Origin of the sequence: Allobosea sp. Root381, from assembly GCF_001429395.1 — a bacterium.
Classification (GTDB): domain Bacteria; phylum Pseudomonadota; class Alphaproteobacteria; order Rhizobiales; family Beijerinckiaceae; genus Allobosea.
In genome coordinates this window covers 92,266-107,793 of sequence record NZ_LMJT01000034.1, presented here as the reverse complement: position 1 = coordinate 107,793, position 15,528 = coordinate 92,266, and the positions used below count along the sequence as shown (strand labels likewise).

General features: G+C 67.2%; 14 protein-coding genes. 7 read left to right on the top strand and 7 right to left on the bottom strand.

Going from position 1 to position 15,528, the window contains the following annotated elements; all coding sequences use genetic code 11:
• Positions 1–24: 24 nt before the first annotated feature.
• A complete protein-coding gene (locus tag ASE63_RS20360; protein WP_056805663.1) occupies positions 25–1,335 on the bottom strand; it encodes a TRAP transporter large permease subunit in 1,311 nt (436 codons plus the stop codon).
• A gap of 4 nt (positions 1,336–1,339) precedes the next feature.
• Complete coding sequence (locus ASE63_RS20355; protein ID WP_056805660.1) at positions 1,340–1,888, bottom strand: TRAP transporter small permease; 549 nt, start codon at positions 1,886–1,888, stop codon at positions 1,340–1,342.
• A gap of 213 nt (positions 1,889–2,101) precedes the next feature.
• On the opposite strand from ASE63_RS20355, the gene ASE63_RS20350 reads away from it, so the two are divergent.
• A complete protein-coding gene (locus ASE63_RS20350) occupies positions 2,102–5,701 on the top strand; it encodes a hydantoinase B/oxoprolinase family protein (protein ID WP_056805657.1) in 3,600 nt (1,199 codons plus the stop codon).
• A 27-nt stretch (positions 5,702–5,728) separates the two neighbouring features.
• Here the strand turns inward: ASE63_RS20350 and ASE63_RS20345 are convergent, their stop codons facing one another.
• Positions 5,729–6,706, bottom strand: a complete 978-nt coding sequence (locus ASE63_RS20345) for a tripartite tricarboxylate transporter substrate binding protein (RefSeq protein WP_056805654.1) — start codon at positions 6,704–6,706, stop codon at positions 5,729–5,731.
• A 143-nt stretch (positions 6,707–6,849) separates the two neighbouring features.
• Between ASE63_RS20345 and ASE63_RS20340 the strand changes: the two genes are divergently transcribed.
• The 5 genes from ASE63_RS20340 to ASE63_RS20320 all read left to right on the top strand — a co-directional run bounded on the left by ASE63_RS20340 (position 6,850) and on the right by ASE63_RS20320 (position 11,759).
• Positions 6,850–7,545, top strand: a complete 696-nt coding sequence (locus ASE63_RS20340; RefSeq protein WP_056805651.1) for an SDR family oxidoreductase — start codon at positions 6,850–6,852, stop codon at positions 7,543–7,545.
• Positions 7,546–7,681: 136 nt separating this feature from the next.
• Positions 7,682–8,356 (top strand): RraA family protein, encoded by a 675-nt coding sequence (locus ASE63_RS20335; protein WP_056805648.1) that lies wholly within the window; start codon positions 7,682–7,684, stop codon positions 8,354–8,356.
• Between the two features lie 162 nt (positions 8,357–8,518).
• Positions 8,519–10,195 carry a methyl-accepting chemotaxis protein gene (locus tag ASE63_RS20330; protein ID WP_162261813.1) on the top strand — a complete coding sequence of 559 codons (1,677 nt, stop codon included), beginning with the start codon at positions 8,519–8,521 and terminating at the stop codon, positions 10,193–10,195.
• Positions 10,196–10,277: 82 nt separating this feature from the next.
• On the top strand, positions 10,278–11,369 hold the full coding sequence (locus tag ASE63_RS20325; protein WP_056805642.1) for an ATP-dependent RecD-like DNA helicase: 1,092 nt from the start codon (positions 10,278–10,280) through the stop codon (positions 11,367–11,369).
• Between the two features lie 72 nt (positions 11,370–11,441).
• Positions 11,442–11,759, top strand: coding sequence for a putative quinol monooxygenase (locus ASE63_RS20320; protein ID WP_056805640.1), 318 nt, complete (start codon positions 11,442–11,444; stop codon positions 11,757–11,759).
• 49 nt (positions 11,760–11,808) lie between these two features.
• On the opposite strand, the gene ASE63_RS20315 is transcribed toward ASE63_RS20320, so the two are convergent.
• Together ASE63_RS20315 and ASE63_RS20310 are read right to left on the bottom strand one after the other, a co-directional pair.
• Entirely contained in the window at positions 11,809–12,555 is a 747-nt protein-coding gene (locus tag ASE63_RS20315; protein WP_056805636.1) for an anti-sigma factor, read from the bottom strand.
• The gene (locus ASE63_RS20310) at positions 12,552–13,115 is read right to left on the bottom strand and encodes a sigma-70 family RNA polymerase sigma factor (protein WP_156410504.1); all 564 of its coding nucleotides are present in this window, start codon (positions 13,113–13,115) and stop codon (positions 12,552–12,554) included. The genes ASE63_RS20315 and ASE63_RS20310 overlap by 4 nt, the downstream gene beginning before the upstream one ends.
• A 193-nt stretch (positions 13,116–13,308) precedes the next feature.
• Here ASE63_RS20310 and ASE63_RS20305 point away from each other — a divergent pair, with 193 nt between their 5' ends.
• Entirely contained in the window at positions 13,309–14,103 is a 795-nt protein-coding gene (locus ASE63_RS20305) for a DUF4394 domain-containing protein (RefSeq protein ID WP_056805630.1), read from the top strand.
• Between the two features lie 149 nt (positions 14,104–14,252).
• Here ASE63_RS20305 and leuD read toward each other — a convergent pair whose 3' ends face one another.
• Together leuD and ASE63_RS20295 are read right to left on the bottom strand one after the other, a co-directional pair.
• Complete coding sequence (gene leuD, locus ASE63_RS20300) at positions 14,253–14,855, bottom strand: 3-isopropylmalate dehydratase small subunit (protein WP_056805627.1); 603 nt, start codon at positions 14,853–14,855, stop codon at positions 14,253–14,255.
• 43 nt (positions 14,856–14,898) lie between these two features.
• On the bottom strand, positions 14,899–15,528 hold the full coding sequence (locus ASE63_RS20295) for a LysE family translocator (protein ID WP_056805624.1): 630 nt from the start codon (positions 15,526–15,528) through the stop codon (positions 14,899–14,901).

Sequence of the window (15,528 nt, the reverse complement as noted above, 5' to 3'; positions counted from 1 at the left end):
TGCCGATCGTGTGTTCTGGAGAGCCTATTGCGGTGGAAACGCCATCTGCGGCAGCAACATCACGATCTGGGGGAAGATCGTAATGATCGCCACGGCGGCGACCAGCAGAAAAAAGAAGGGCAGGGCGGCCAGCGCCACCGTGTTGGAGTCCTTGCCGGACATGGTCTGCAGCACGAACAGGTTGAAGCCCACCGGCGGCGAGACCTCGGCCATCTCGACGATCAGCACGAGGAAGATGCCGAACCAGACGAGATCGAAGCCGGCGGCCTTGATCATCGGCAGCACGATCGCGGTGGTCAGGACGATCATCGAGATGCCGTCCAGCGCCGTGCCGAGGATGATGTACATCACCGTCAGCGAGGCGATCAGCGCATAGGGCGAGAGGTGGAGCGAATCCACCCAGGCCGCCAGCGCTGCCGGGATGCCGGTATAGGCCATCGAGGTCGACATGAAGGAGGCGCCGGCGAGGATCAGCATGATCATGCCGGTGATCCGGGTCGTGCCCATCACGCTCTGCCAGAAGGCTTCCTTCGTCAGCGAGCCCGACCACCAGGCGATGCCGAAGGAGCCGAGCACGCCCCAGGCGGCGCATTCGGTCGCCGTCGCCCAACCCAGCATCAGGGAGAGGAAGACGAGCGCGATCAGCAGCATGCAGGGGATGAGCTGGGCCGATTCCCTGAGCTTCTCGCGCAGGATCATGCTCGGCTCCTTCGGCGGAGCCTGGTCGGGATAGATCATGTGCCAGACCGCGATGTAGCCGGAATAGAGGGTCATCACGAGCAGGCCGGGCAGGAAGCCGGCAAGGAAGATCTGGATGATCGAGACGTTGGCCGCGACCGCATAGACCACCATGGTGATCGAGGGCGGGATCAGGATGCCGAGCGTGCCGGCGCCAGCAAGCGAACCGAGCGCCAGCTTCTCGTTGTAGCCGCGCTTCTTGAGCTCCGGCAGGGCGATCTTGGCGACGGTGGCGCAGGTCGCGGCCGAGGAGCCGGAGACCGAGCCGAAGATGCCGCAGGCCAGCACGTTGACATGCATCAGCCGGCCGGGAAGCCAGTTCAGCCAGGGGGCGAGGCCGCGGAACATCTCCTCGGAGAGCCTCGTCCGGTAGAGGATCTCGCCCATCCAGATGAAGAGTGGCAGCGCGGCCAGGGTCCAGGAGGCGCTGTTGCCCCAGATGGTCGTCGCCAGCACGGCGCCGGCCGGGATGCCGCCGGCAACGAACTGCATGGCGACCCAGCCGCAGGCCATCAGCGAAATCGCGATCCAGACGCCGCCGGCGAGGAAGACGATGAGCAGCAGCAGGAGCAGCCCGGAGATCTCGATCATCGACATGCGATCAGACCCCGCTCGCCATGGCGCGCTCGACGATCTCCTCGTCGGATTGCGCGGGCGGCTTTTCGTAGCGCGGCTCCAGGCGGCGCAGGACGACATGGACGAACTCGTCGAGGAAGGCGATGAACAGGATCACGAGCCCGCCCGAATAGCCGATCTGCGGGATCCAGAGCGGCATCGGCACGACGCCGCCGGCGACGTCGTTGAACGCGTAGGACTGCCAGGTCATCACCACGGCGTGCCAGGCGAAGAAGCCGACGAAGCCGAGCCCCAGCACCAGCGAGAACACCTCGAAATACCAGCGGCCGCGGCCCTTGAACCGGTCGATCAACAGCCCGACGCGGATCATGTCGCCGGATTTGAAAGTGTGGGCGAGGCCGAGGAAGGCCATCGCGGCCATGCACCAGGAGGCGAAGTCGTCGCCGGCAGGGATGTTGAAGCCGACCTCGCGACCCAGCGACAAACCCATCATCAGCAGGAAGATGAGGACCAGAAAGGCGCCTGCAGCGTAGCCGGCCCAGAGATAGAGGCCATCGAGCGCGCGGCGGAGCATCAGCGGGGCCTCCCGGACGCGATAGGCCGTGCGTGTCCGATTGCCAGGGCTGATCCTGTCATTGCATCCTCCGTCGCGACCGCCCGGCCCCTCAGCCATGTTCCGGTCACAATCGCGATCGTATCCGCCGATTCATCCTTGTCAACGACACATCGACAAATTATCGATGAAATGTCATCGATATGGGCGGTGCGCAGCCGAAGGGAGATCAGGATGTCGTCGTCGCGTTGGGACTTCTGGATCGACCGGGGCGGGACCTTCACCGATGTCATCGGCAGGGATCCGTCTGGCAAGCTCCATGCCAGGAAGCTGCTCTCGGAGAATCCAGGCGCCTATCGCGACGCGGCGGTGCAGGGCATCCGCGACCATCTCGGGCTGCGGGCCGGCGAGGCGATCCCCGCCGGGCTGGTCGGCGAGGTCCGCATGGGCACGACGGTGGCGACCAATGCGCTGCTCGAGCGCAAGGGCGACCGCACCCTGCTGGTGACGACCAAGGGCTTCCGCGACGCGCTGCGCATCGGCTACCAGGCGCGGCCGGACATCTTCGCCAAGGAGATCGTCAAGCCGGACCAGCTCTATGACGCGGTCGTAGAGGTCGAGGAGCGGGTTCTCGCTGACGGCGTGGTCGAGCAGGTGCCGCAGGAACTCGCGATCCGCACCGCGCTGCAGGCGCATTACGATGCCGGCTTCAGGGCCGTCGCCATCGCGTTCATGCACGCGTATCGCTATCCGGCCCATGAGCAGCTCGCGGGCAGGATCGCCCGCGAGATCGGTTTCCCGCAGGTCTCCGTCAGCCATGAGGTCTCGGCCCTGATCAAGCTGGTCGGGCGCGGCGACACCACCGTGGTCGATGCCTATCTTTCGCCCATCCTCGGCCGCTATGTCGCGCAGGTTTCGGAAGAGCTCGACATCGCCCGCACCGGCGCGCGGCTGATGTTCATGATGTCGTCGGGCGGCCTCACCGCCGCCGAGCTCTTCCAGGGCAAGGACGCCATCCTCTCCGGCCCGGCCGGCGGGGTCGTCGGCCTCGCCGAGACCGGGCGTTCGGCCGGCTTCGACAAGGTCATCGGTTTCGACATGGGCGGCACCTCGACCGACGTCGCCCATTTCGACGGCGAATATGAGCGCGCCTTCGAGACCGAGGTGGCGGGCGTGCGCATGCGTGCGCCGATGATGCTGATCCACACGGTTGCTGCAGGCGGGGGATCCATTCTCCACTATGACGGGGCGCGCTTCCGCGTCGGGCCGGATTCGGCCGGGGCCAATCCCGGGCCGGCGGCCTATCGGCGCGGCGGGCCGCTCGCGGTGACCGATGCGAACGTCATGGTCGGCAAGCTGATCCCGTCCTATTTCCCGGCGATCTTCGGCGAGGGTCGCGACCAGCCGCTCGATGTCGAGGCGGTGAAGACGAAATTCGCCGCGCTCGCCGCCGAGGTCGGTGACGGTCGCTCGGCGGAAGAGGTCGCCGACGGCTTCGTGCAGATCGCGGTCGCGAACATGGCCGAGGCGATCAAGAAGATCTCGGTGCAGCGCGGCTACGACATCACGCGCTATGCGCTGAACTCGTTCGGCGGCGCCGGCGGGCAGCATGCCTGCCTGGTGGCCGATGCGCTCGGCATCAAGACGGTGCTGTTGCACCCGTTCTCGGGGCTGCTTTCCGCCTATGGCATGGGGCTGGCCGAGATCCGCTCGACCCGCACGGTGGCGCTGGACGTGCCCCTCGATGGCGGCGCGCAGGCGGCCGTCGAGGCGCTCGCTCGCGGCCTTGCCGCCGATGCGCAGGCCGAGGTCGTGGGGCAGGGCGTGCCGCAAGCCGAGATCACGCTGCTGACGCGTGCCCATGTCCGCTATGCCGGCACCGATACCGCCATCGCGGTCCCGGCCGGCGAGGCGCAAGCGATGAAGGCCGCCTTCCAGACCGCACACAAGGCCCGCTTCGGCTTCATGGACGAGAGCAAGGCGCTGGTCGTCGAGGCGGTCGAGGTCGAGGCCGTCGGCGGCGGCGCGAAATTCGAGGAGGCGGTCGCCGCGGAGAGCGCCGGCGAGCCGGGCGTGGCCGAACGCACGCGCTTCTTCTCGAAGGGGCAATGGCACGAGGCGGCGATCGTCCGGCGCGAGGCGATGCGGCCCGGCCAGGGCGTCGCGGGGCCGGCGATCATCATCGAGCCCAACCAGACCGTGGTGGTCGAGGAGGGCTGGTCAGCCAAGCTTACGGCCAAGGACCATCTCGTGCTCGATCGTACGAAGGCGCTGGTCCAGCAGGCGGCGATCGGCACCAGGGCCGATCCGGTGATGCTCGAGATCTTCAACAACCTGTTCATGTCGATCGCCGAGCAGATGGGCGTGACGCTGCAGAACACCGCCTATTCGGTGAACATCAAGGAGCGGCTCGACTTCTCCTGCGCCGTGTTCGACCAGACCGGCGCGCTCGTCGCCAATGCGCCGCACATGCCGGTGCATCTCGGCTCGATGGACAAGTCGGTCGAGACCGTCATCAAGAACAATCCGGTGATCAGGCCGGGCGACGTCTACTGCCTGAACGCGCCCTATAATGGCGGCACGCATCTGCCCGACATCACGGTCTGCACGCCGGTCTTCGACGAGGCCGAGAAGGAGATCCTGTTCTGGGTGGCGAGCCGCGGCCACCATGCCGATGTCGGCGGCACGGCTCCGGGCTCGATGTCGCCGCTGGCGACCGTGATCGAGGAAGAGGGCGTCTATATCGACAACTTCAGGATCGTTGACCAAGGGCGGTTCTGCGAGGACGAACTCGTCGCGATCCTGACCGGGGCGCGCTATCCGGTCCGCAACGTCGTGCAGAACGTCAACGACCTGAAGGCGCAGATCGCGGCCAACGCCAAGGGCGTCGCCGAGCTGAGCAAGATGATCGGCTCCTTCGGGCTGGAGGTGGTGCAGGCCTATATGGGCCATGTCCAGGACAATGCGGCGGAGAGCGTGGCGCGGCTCCTGACCAAGCTGCACGATGCCGCCTTCACCTATCCGATGGATCAGGGCTGCGCGATCAAGGTGAAGATCACCATCGATCGCGAAAAGCGCGAGGCGACCGTCGATTTCACCGGCACCTCCGAGCAGCGCCCGGACAACTTCAACGCGCCGGCCCCGGTGACGCGGGCCGCCGTGCTCTACGTCTTCCGCGTCATGGTTGATGATGCGATCCCGATGAATGCGGGGTGCCTCAGGCCGATCAGGATCATCGTGCCCGAGGGTTCGATGCTGGCGCCGCGCTATCCGGCAGCGGTGGTGGCGGGGAATGTCGAGGTCTCGCAGGCGGTGACGAACACGCTGTTCGGCGCGCTGGAGGCGATGTCGGCCTCGCAGGGGACGATGAACAACCTGACCTTCGGCAACGACCAGTACCAGTATTACGAGACGATCTGCTCGGGCTCTCCGGCAGGGCCTGGCTTCAACGGCACCTCCGGCGTGCATGTCCACATGACGAATTCGCGCCTGACCGATCCGGAGATCCTTGAGACGCGTTTCCCCGTCGTGCTGGAGGATTTCCACATCCGGGCCGGCTCCGGCGGCAAGGGACGATGGAACGCCGGCGACGGCACCAGCCGCACCATCCGGTTCAGGACCGGCATGGACTGCGCGATCCTGGCCTCGCACCGCAAGGTTCCGCCCTTCGGCGCCAAGGGCGGCGAACCCGGCCAGGTCGGCAAGACGCTGGTGCGGCGCCTGTCCGGCGCGGTCGAGGAGCTGAAGCCCTCCGACCAGACCTGGCTCGACGCCGGCGAGGCGGTGACGGTGATCACGCCAACTGCCGGCGGTTATGGCAAGCGGGAGGGCTGAGCGCCCTCCCATAGGCCGCGTAGCGGCTTACTGCTGAAGGCCGGCGGCCGCGACCAGCGGGCGCCAGGCTTCCATGCCAGCCTTGATCGCCGCGGCGAACTGGGCTGGCGTGTTGGCCTCCGGCGCGACAAAGCCGAGCTGTTCGTAGCGCTGGGCGATCTCGGGCGAAGCGACTATCGCGGAGATCTCGCGGTTGTAGAGCTCGACGATGCCCTGCGGCGTACCCTTCGGCAGCAGATAGCCGTTCCAGCCATTGCTCTCGAAGCCCTTGACGCCGGCTTCGGTGAAGGTCGGCACGTCGGGCAAGGCGGGCGAGCGCTTCGCCCCGGACACCGCCATCACCTTCAGCGTGCCGGCGCGGTGCTGCTCGCTGAAATCGGCGACCGTCGCGACGGCGCCGGAAAGCCTTCCTGCCAGCACGTCCTGCATCGCCAAGGCCATGCCGCGGAAGATCACCATCTCGACCTTGGCATCGGCCGCCTCGACGAAGCGCAGGCCGGTGAGATGCGACAGGCTCGCCTGCAGCGGCACGGCGATATTGGCCTTGTCGGGGTTCTTCTTGAGCCAGTCGATGAAGGCCGCGACGTCGGCCGCACCCGTCTGCTGCGAGGCGGCGACGGCGAGCTGGAAATCGGCGGCGCGGACAACCGGCTCGAAATCGGCGAAGACGTCGTAGCTCAGGTTCTTGAAGGTCACCGGCGCCAGCACGACGAGGCCGATATTGCCGACGAGCACGGTCGAGCCATCCGGAGCGGCTTTCTTGACCTGCTCGGCGGCGAGGCGGCCCGAGGCGCCGGCGTTGTTCTCGATGATGACGCCGCGGCCGATCCGCTGCGACAGGCGCTCGCCGATCAGCCGGGCCATGGCGTCGGTCGAGCCGCCGGCGGCGAAGCCGACGACCATCCGAACCGGCCCCGGAGGCAGTTCCTGCGCCCTTGCGGTAGCGGGCAAGGCGAGGCCGGCGGCGCTTGCCGCGGCTGCACCGATGAATTGGCGCCGATCCATTCTGTCATCTCTCCCATCAAATCAGGCTCCGCCCTCTGTCGGAGCCGCATCCTGACACCATATCGTCCGGGCGACGCCGGATATCTTCGCCGGCGGTTACTGCGCCGCCGTTGCGTCTATGCCTAACCGAAGGGAATTTCGCCATGCCCCAGACCTGGATGATCACCGGCGCCAATCGTGGCATCGGGCTTGCGCTGACGATGGAACTGGTGCGGCGGGGCGACCATGTCGTCGCGGCGGCGCGGGACCCCTGGGGCGGCGCGCTGGCCGAGCTCGCGGCCGAGCATGTCGCGGCCGTGACGCCGCTCGAACTCGACGTCACCTCCGACGACAGCGTCGCGGCGGCGAAGGCGGCCCTGGCGGGGCGCCCGATCGACGTGCTGGTCAACAATGCCGGGCTCTATGGCCCGCGCGACCGGCAGGGCGCGCTCGACACCGATTTCGATGCCTGGCGCGAGGTCTTCGAGGTCAATGTCTATGCGCCGCTGCGGGTGGCGCAGGCCTTCCTGCCGAATGTCGAGGCGGGGAGCGGCCGCAAGATCGCGACGATCTCGAGCCGCATGGGCTCGATCGGCGGCAACCCTTCGGGCAGCGTCGTCTATCGCTCATCGAAGGCGGCGGTGAACATGGCGATGGTGGTGTTCGGCAATGCGGTGCGCGAGCACAATATCAGCGTGCTGCTGTTCCATCCCGGCTGGGTGCGCACCGAGATGGGCGGCGGCGGCGCCGACATCGCCCCTTCCGAGAGCGCCGGCGGCCTGATCGCCACCATCGACGCCTCCGGCATGGCGCAGACCAACAGCTTCCGGACCTGGCAGGGCGAGACGATCCCCTGGTGAGCCGCAAGCTTCTCGCGGCGGCATGGCATCATGCGTCGCGAGGGCTGGACCGCAGCCGTCCTCCGGTCCCACTCTGGCCCTCGCAAGCGCCCGCATCGAGGCGCGATCGAGGCCGGTGGGCCGGGGAGGAAACGGAATGTCGGGATTGTTGGATGCGTTCGACCTCGAGACGCTGCGGACGAAGCTCTATTCCGCGGTGCTCTCCGACGTGCTGGACGAGCTCGGCGCGCCGAACCAGGCGCTAAAGCCTTTCGTGCGGCCGCTGGACGAGGCCTCGATCCTGTGCGGATTCGCCCGGACCGGGCTCTACATGAAGCGCTACCATCTGCCCGAGGGGCACAACCCCTACGCGCTGGAAATGGACCTGATCGACAGCCTGCAGCCGGGCGAGGTCGCGGTGCTGGGTTGCGACGGGCCGACCGACCGGATCGCGCCCTGGGGCGAGTTGCTGACGACGGCCTCCAAGGTCCGCGGCGCCGCGGGCTGCCTGACAGACGGGCTGGTGCGCGACATCCGCCGCATCAAGGAGCTGGGCTTTCCGGTCTTCCATGGCGGGATCGGGCCGCTCGACACCAAGGGCCGGGCCGAGATGATGGCGATGGACGAGCCGATCGAGATCGCAGGCGCGCGGGTCGAGCCGGGCGACTTCGTCTTCGGCGATGCGGACGGTGCCGTCGTCGTGCCCAAGGCGATGGCACCGGAGGTGGTTCGGCGCGCGCTCGCCAAGATCGAGGCCGAGGACACGACCCGCGAGGAACTGCTGGCTGGGGCGAGCCTGCGCTCGGTGTTCGAGCGGCACGGCGTGCTGTAGCGCGCCTCGCCCAGCTGGCGCATGCCGAGGCAAGCCTGCGCCCGGGCCGATCCGTAACCGGCTAATGGATTGAAAGACATCGGGTTTTCGCCTGCCGTTAACCCGCTGTTCGTTCGCATCTGCGAAATCGCGGATCGTTTCCCGACGATGGCGGCCTCGACGATGCGAAGACTTGGACTGACGGCGAAGATCATCCTGCTCTTTGCCCTTCTGAGCCTGGCCTCGGGTGGCGGCCTGATCAGCGCCCTGCGCGGCCTCGAGGCCGTCCACCGCATCGACGAGGAAGCCATCGGCGCGCTCGCGCTGGCCAATCGGGCCGCGCTCCTGACCAGCCGCGTGACCTATGCCTCGCTGCTCAGCAGCTTCGACGAGGCGGCTGCCGGGCGCGAAGTCGAGCAGGCACTCGACCGGCTCGACGCTGCCGTCGATATGGTCGATTCGGCCCGCGCCAGCCTCGTATCCGCGTTGCCGCCGGAGATGATCGAGGAAAATCCGGGGCTCGACCGGAGCATCAGGACGTTCATCGACTTCCAGCGTGGCATCGTCGACATCGGCCGGCGCGTGTCGGCGAAGGCGGCGCTGCTGGAGGCTGGGGCCGATGCGGCGCGCCTGAACGTCAATCAGATCATCGTCACGACGACCGCGATGCGCGACGGGCTCACTAAGCGGGCGGAAGCCGCCAAGGTCGAGGCCGAGGACCTCGTCACGACCGTGCGCCGCCAGACGATCGCGCTGGCGTTGGGCCTGACATTGGCCGGCGCCGGGCTGGCCTTCCTTCTGTTGCGGGCGCATCTGACGCGGCCGTTGCGCGATCTCATGGCGGCGATCGCCCGCACGACCCAATCGACCGATGCGGTCGAGGTCCCGCATCAGGGCCGGTCCGACGAGATCGGGCAACTCGCCCGAACAGTAAGGGCGCTCAGCGAGGTTCGTGCGACGCTGGTGACGCGGGAAGCGGAAGCCGACCTCGCCCGGGAGCACCGCCAGCAGCGGACGCGGGAGCTGGAGCGGATTGCCGACGAGTTCGAGCAGCGGCTCGGCACGCTGCTCGGCGAGATCGCCGGGGCGAGCGAGGTCCTGCGGATGGCGCTCCAGGATTCGGCCGTCCGCGTCCATCAGGTCTCGAAGAGTGCCGAGACTGCTGCTTTCTCCGTGCAGAGCGCCGGGGCGGAAGCGCAGAGCAGCGCCCAGGCCGCGATGCGGCTGGAAGGCGTCGTCGACCAGATCCGCTACGAGGTCAGCCGGGTATCAGTGATGGCGTCCGGCGCGGCGCGGGACGCAGAAGGGACCACGGCGCTGGTCCAGCGCCTGACCGACAACGCTTCGCAGATACGCGAGGTCGTCGGCATCATCGAGGCCATCGCGCGGCAGACCAACCTGCTCGCCCTCAATGCCACGATCGAGGCAGCGAGGGCGGGCGTCCATGGTCGCGGCTTTGCCGTGGTTGCCAGCGAGGTCAAGGAACTGGCCGGCCAGACCGGCGAGGCGACGGCGCGCATCGTCGGCCGGATCGGCCACGTCAACGAAGCCCTGTCTCAGGCAGCCGAAGCCGTCTGGGCGATCGGCAGCAGCGTCGGCGCGGTCGAGCAGGCCGGCACGGAGATCTCGGCCATGGTCGGCTCCCATGCGGAACTGCTGGGTTCGCTCGGCGAGACGGTGTCGCTTATCTCCGGCGTCACCGAGAACGCGGCCGGGGCGATGGCCGAGATCGCGGTCGCCAATGCCCAGACGGTCGCCCAGGCGGATATGGGCGCGGCCAGCGCCGGCGCTCTCGACGAGCGCATCGGCACCCTGCAACGCGAAGCCTTCGACTTCGTCCGCCGCCTGCGCGCCGCGTGAGGCGGGAGACACCGCCGCTCTTGCCATCGGGATGCGACTAAGGCCCCATCTGCGGCATGATTCCGTTCGACCTTATCCGCCTATGAGCTGGTCACCCCAACAGGACGATGCGCTCAGCGCCGTGGCACGCTGGCTGCAGGCCGGCGAGCCGCAGGTCTTCCGCATGTTCGGCTATGCCGGCACGGGGAAGACCACGCTCGCCCGCCATATCGCCGAGGCCGTCGATGGCGACGTCGCCTTCGCCGCCTTCACGGGCAAGGCCGCGCTGGTGCTGCGCAACAAGGGCTGCGTCGGCGCGCAGACCATCCACTCGCTGATCTACCGTTCGCGCGGCGTCGACGAGGAGAGCCCGACCTTCGTGCTCAACCGCGAGAGCAATGCCGCCAAGGCCAAGCTGATCATCATCGACGAATGCTCGATGGTGGACGAGGAACTCGGCCGGGACCTGCTCTCCTTCGGCACGCCGGTGCTGGTTCTGGGCGACCCGGCGCAGCTTCCTCCGGTCAAGGGCGGCGGCTTCTTCACCGAGACCGAGCCGGACATCATGCTGACCGAGGTGCACCGGCAGGCGGCCGACAACCCGATCGTGCGAATGTCGATGATCGTGCGCGAGGGCGGGCGGCTCGATGTCGGGGAGTACGGCCCGAGCCGGGTGATCCGGCGCAGCGAGGTCGATCCCGAACTGGTGATGAGCGCCGACCAGGTGCTCGTCGGCATGAACAAGACGCGGCGCAGCTACAATGCCCGCATGCGGCAGATCATGGGCCGGACCGAGACGGTGCCGGTCGCCGGCGAAAAGCTGGTCTGCCTGCGCAACGACAAGAGCAAGGGCCTGCTCAATGGCGGCTCCTGGATCGTGCAGGAGCTGAAGACCTCGAAGAAGGGGCTGGTGACGATGCGGGTGACGCCGGAAGACGACCCTTCGGCCAAGCCGGTCAAGGTCTCGGTGCTGCCGAACTTCTTCGACGGTACCGAGGATGAGATTGCCTGGGAGCTGCGCCGCCACACCGACGAGTTCACCTTCGGCTACGCGCTGACGGTGCACAAGGCGCAGGGCTCGCAGTGGAACGACATCGTGCTCTTCGACGAGAGCTTCGCCTTCCGCGAGCACCGCGCAAGGTGGCTCTATACCGGGCTGACCCGAGCGGCGGAGACGATCACGGTCGTGGTCTGATCAATAACCTGCGGTGTAATTGCCCGGGCACCGAGGCGTGCATATTGCTGTGCTACAGACCGGGAGCACGGCATGATCGTCACCTATCTCATTACCTTCGTCGTCAAGAGCGGTTCGGAAGAGGAGTTCCTGGGACTGCTCAAACCGGTCCTCGACGCGATGCGGCATGAGCACAGCTTCCTGAACGCCGTGCTGCACCGCGACAACGAGGCGCCGAACCGCTTCATGCTCTACGAGAGCTGGTCGGATGCCGACGATGTCGCTCGGGTCCAGATGCATCGCGACTATCGCCAGCCCTTCTGGACGCGGCTGCCAGAACTGCTGGCCGAGCCGCGGCAGGTGCAGAGCTGGGTGCCGATGCGCAGCGATTTCAGCGGCGCAATGCGTTGACGGGATGGCGGAGCGGGCGGCGGCATCTTCTGATCCGCCGCCGCCTACGTCAGAGCGTCTGCGCGGTCGTGCCCTTCGCCACGATCGGCCCCGTCGGCCTGCCGGTGGGCGAGCCGGTCGCCGGTTCGATCGTGATCTCGAAGAGCTGGTCCTTGCCGAGCGGCAGCTGGTCTAGCCTGAGCGGCGTGGTGCGGGCGCGGTCGATCAGGCCGACCGAGCGCGGGCCGACCGCGCGATCCCACAGCGTCCAGATTTCCAGTGCGCGGCCTTCCGGCACCGCGATGTTCTGAAGCGGCACCATCTCGACACGGCCGTCGGCGAAGGTGTTGACGACGGCGGCGGCCACGTTGGTGTCGGTCAGCAGCACCGCGACCATGAGAGGCTGGCGCTTGGCCCGGTCGAGCGCGCCGTTCAGGCCGATCGCCAGCAGGATGACCGCCAGCGCGCCGGCAAAGGCGGCGCCGCGCCAGACGAACAGGCTGTTCCACCAATTGGCCAGCGTGTTGCCGGCCTTGATCGCTTTGCTGCGCCCGCGTTCGGCCGCGGGCAGGATCGCCGCGATCTCGGCCTCGATCCGGGACCAGAGTCCGGGCGAGGGGGGGATCGGCCGGGCCGTGGCGTCGATGGCCGCAAGATGGTCGCGCCAGCTTTCGACCGAGGCCGCGAGCGCTGGCTCCTGCTCGATCCGCTGCTCCAGCGCGTTGCGGTCGGCGCCCTCGACGAGGCCGAGCACATATTCGCCGGCTAGCACGTCGCGGTCCTGCGGGGTTTCGTCGCGATCGGGAGTGATGCTCATCCGAGGCACTCCTTCAGCGTGATCAGCGAGCGCCGGATCCAGGATTTGACACTGCCGATCGGCAGCTTCAGCCGGCCGGCGATCTCGCCATGGGTGAGCCCCTGGACGAAGGCGAGCAGCACCAGCCCGCGGCGCTGCTCGGGCAGCGTCTCCAGGCAGGCATGCAGGGCCTTGGCATCCGACAGCTTCGTCATCACCGTCTCAGGATCGTCCTCTTCGCTCGCCGTTTCATCGGCGATGGGTGTCTCGCTCAACTCGGTCCGCTTCTCGTCGCGCAGGATCGAGAGGGCGCGATTGCGCAGGATCGCATAGATCCAGGTCAACCCTGCGCCGCGCTGCGGATCGAACCGCGCGGCATGCCGCCAGATCAGCACGAAAGCATCCTGCACCGCCTCTTCAGCGAGCGCACGACGCCTGAGCAGGCGCTGCGCCACACCGATCATACGCGGGCACTCGGCATCGTAGATGCGCCGCAGCGCAGATTTATCGCCCGAAGCGCAGGCAAGCAGGGCCGCCTCGATCTCTCCCGCCTTCTGCGTCGATGCGGTGTCGCTCGCCATTCCGGTCTCCATCCGACGCTGCCCGACGACCCGTGCCGGCCACTATCTACGCGCCGAGTGCCAGTTCGGATGCAGCAGTTTTCTTTATTTTTTGCGCTGCATCCGCGGCCAGGCCGCCAGCATACCCGGTCCGAGTGCCGCGGCCCGCCAGCGCATGACGCGGCATCGACCTGATGAACCGGAGAAAGACGACATGAACAAGACCGCACGTCTCGTATCGCTCGCCACGACCATCATCGGTGCCTCCATGGCTGCAAGCCTGTCCGCCCAGGCCGGCACGCTCGCCGCGCTGACCGGCGACGACACCCTCACCATGATCGACACCGCGACCCAGAAGGCCGGCAAGTCGATGAAGGTCACCGGCATCAAGGGGAAGATCGCCGGCATCGACGTGCGTCCGGCGGATGGAATGCTCTATGCACTGACGACGGACGGTACGATCTACACCGTCGACAGCGCCGGCAAGGCGACGATGAAGTCGAAGATGGACACGGTGCTCGCCGCGTCCGCCATGGCGACCGTCGACTTCAATCCGGCGGCTGACCGGCTGCGCGTCATCGGCTCCGACGGCACCAATCTTCGCGTCAACGTCGATGACGGCAAGACCACGGTCGACGGCAAGCTGAAATTCGCCGAGAGCGACATGCACAAGGGCGAGACGCCGATGATCGTGGCCGGCGCCTACACCAATTCGGTCAAGGGCACGAAGGAAACGGTGCTCTACGACATCGACGGCAAGATCGGCGCCCTGCTCAAGCAGGCGCCGCCGAACGACGGCGTTCTGGGTGCTGTCGGAAAGCTCGGCGTGATGCCGAAGGCGGTGGCCTTCGACATCGAGGCGGGCCCGGATGGGACGAATACCGGCTGGCTGCTCGCGGACGGCGCCCTGCACAAGGTCGACCTCGCCACGGGCAAGGCCTCGATGGTTGGCAAGGTTGAGGGGCTCACGGTGCCGGTCCGTGATGTCGCCATACTTCCGGTGATGTGACCGAACCAACCATTCGGGAGCCGCCGCCCTATAAGGGGCGGCGGCTTTCGCATTCCGGGGACTCTGCAGATCGCTTGCCGACAAACAAAACGGGCCGCTTGCGCGGCCCTTTCGCATTCCGATCTGTGACGCTGAAGCGGTGGTTGGCTTCAAGCCCAGGCGCGCTGCTTCAGCTTGTCCTCGAAGGCCTCGATCTTCGGTGCCTTCTCCATGGTCAGGCCGATATCGTCGAGGCCGTTCAGCAGGCAGTGCTTGCGGAAGGGGTCGATCTCGAAGTTGATCGTGCCGCCGTCCGGACCCTTGATCGTCTGGTTCTCGAGGTCGACCGTCAGCGTCGCGTTCGAGCCGCGATCGGCGTCGTCGAAGAGCTTCTCCAGCTCCTCGGGCGTGACCTTGATCGGCAGGATGCCGTTCTTGAAGCAGTTGTTGTAGAAGATGTCGGCGAAGCTGGTCGAAATCACGCAGCGGATGCCGAAATCGAGCAGGGCCCAGGGCGCGTGCTCTCGCGACGAGCCGCAACCGAAATTGTCGCCGGCGACGAGGATCTCGGATTTGCGATAGGCCGGCTGGTTCAGCACGAAATCCGGGTTGTCCGAGCCGTCGTCCTTGTAGCGCATCTCCGAGAACAGCGCGGTGCCGAGCCCGGTGCGCTTGATCGTCTTCAGATACTGCTTGGGGATGATCATGTCGGTGTCGACATTGATCACCTTCAAGGGCGCGGGGGTGGAGGTCAGTGTGGTGAAGGGCTGCATGGTCGGTAACTCCGGAAAACGTAGAAAGTCGGATGTTTCGTGATCAGGGCATCGTCAGAAGCTTGAAGCCGGCGAAGGCGAAGAAGGCGGAGAGAGCGGCCTCGGCGCGGCGGCGCACGCGGCGATAGCCGGCGACCATCCGGGCGGTCGAGAACAGCAGCGCGTAGCCCTGGTTGAGAAGCACAGAGATCAGCAGGCAGCCGACGACGATCGCCGCCACGACGGTGCCGGGCGTGTCCGGCCGCAGGCCCAACGCGATCATCGCCGTCCAGCTCAGGATCGCCTTCGGGTTGGTGAGATGCATCAGGTAGCCGCGCAGCCAGAGGCGCCGGCCGGAGGGCATCGCCCTGATCGCGGGCGTCTCGGTGCGCATGGCAGAGCGGGCCGAGCGCCAGGCCAGGTAGAACAGGTAGAGCCCGCCGGCGATCTTGATGGCGTAGAGCGCGCCGGGCTGCGCCGCGACCAGCGTCGAGACGCCGAGCGCGGCGAGGATGCCCCAGGTCAGCGAGCCGGTGCTGACACCGAGCGCGAGCGTCATGCCGGCGGCGCGGCCATGCTCCATCGCGGTCGCCATCACCGCCATGTTGCTCGGACCCGGGCTCGCGATGGCGATCAGGAAGGCCGAATAGACCAGGGCGAGTGCGGGCCAATGGCGGATGAGATCGTCGACCAT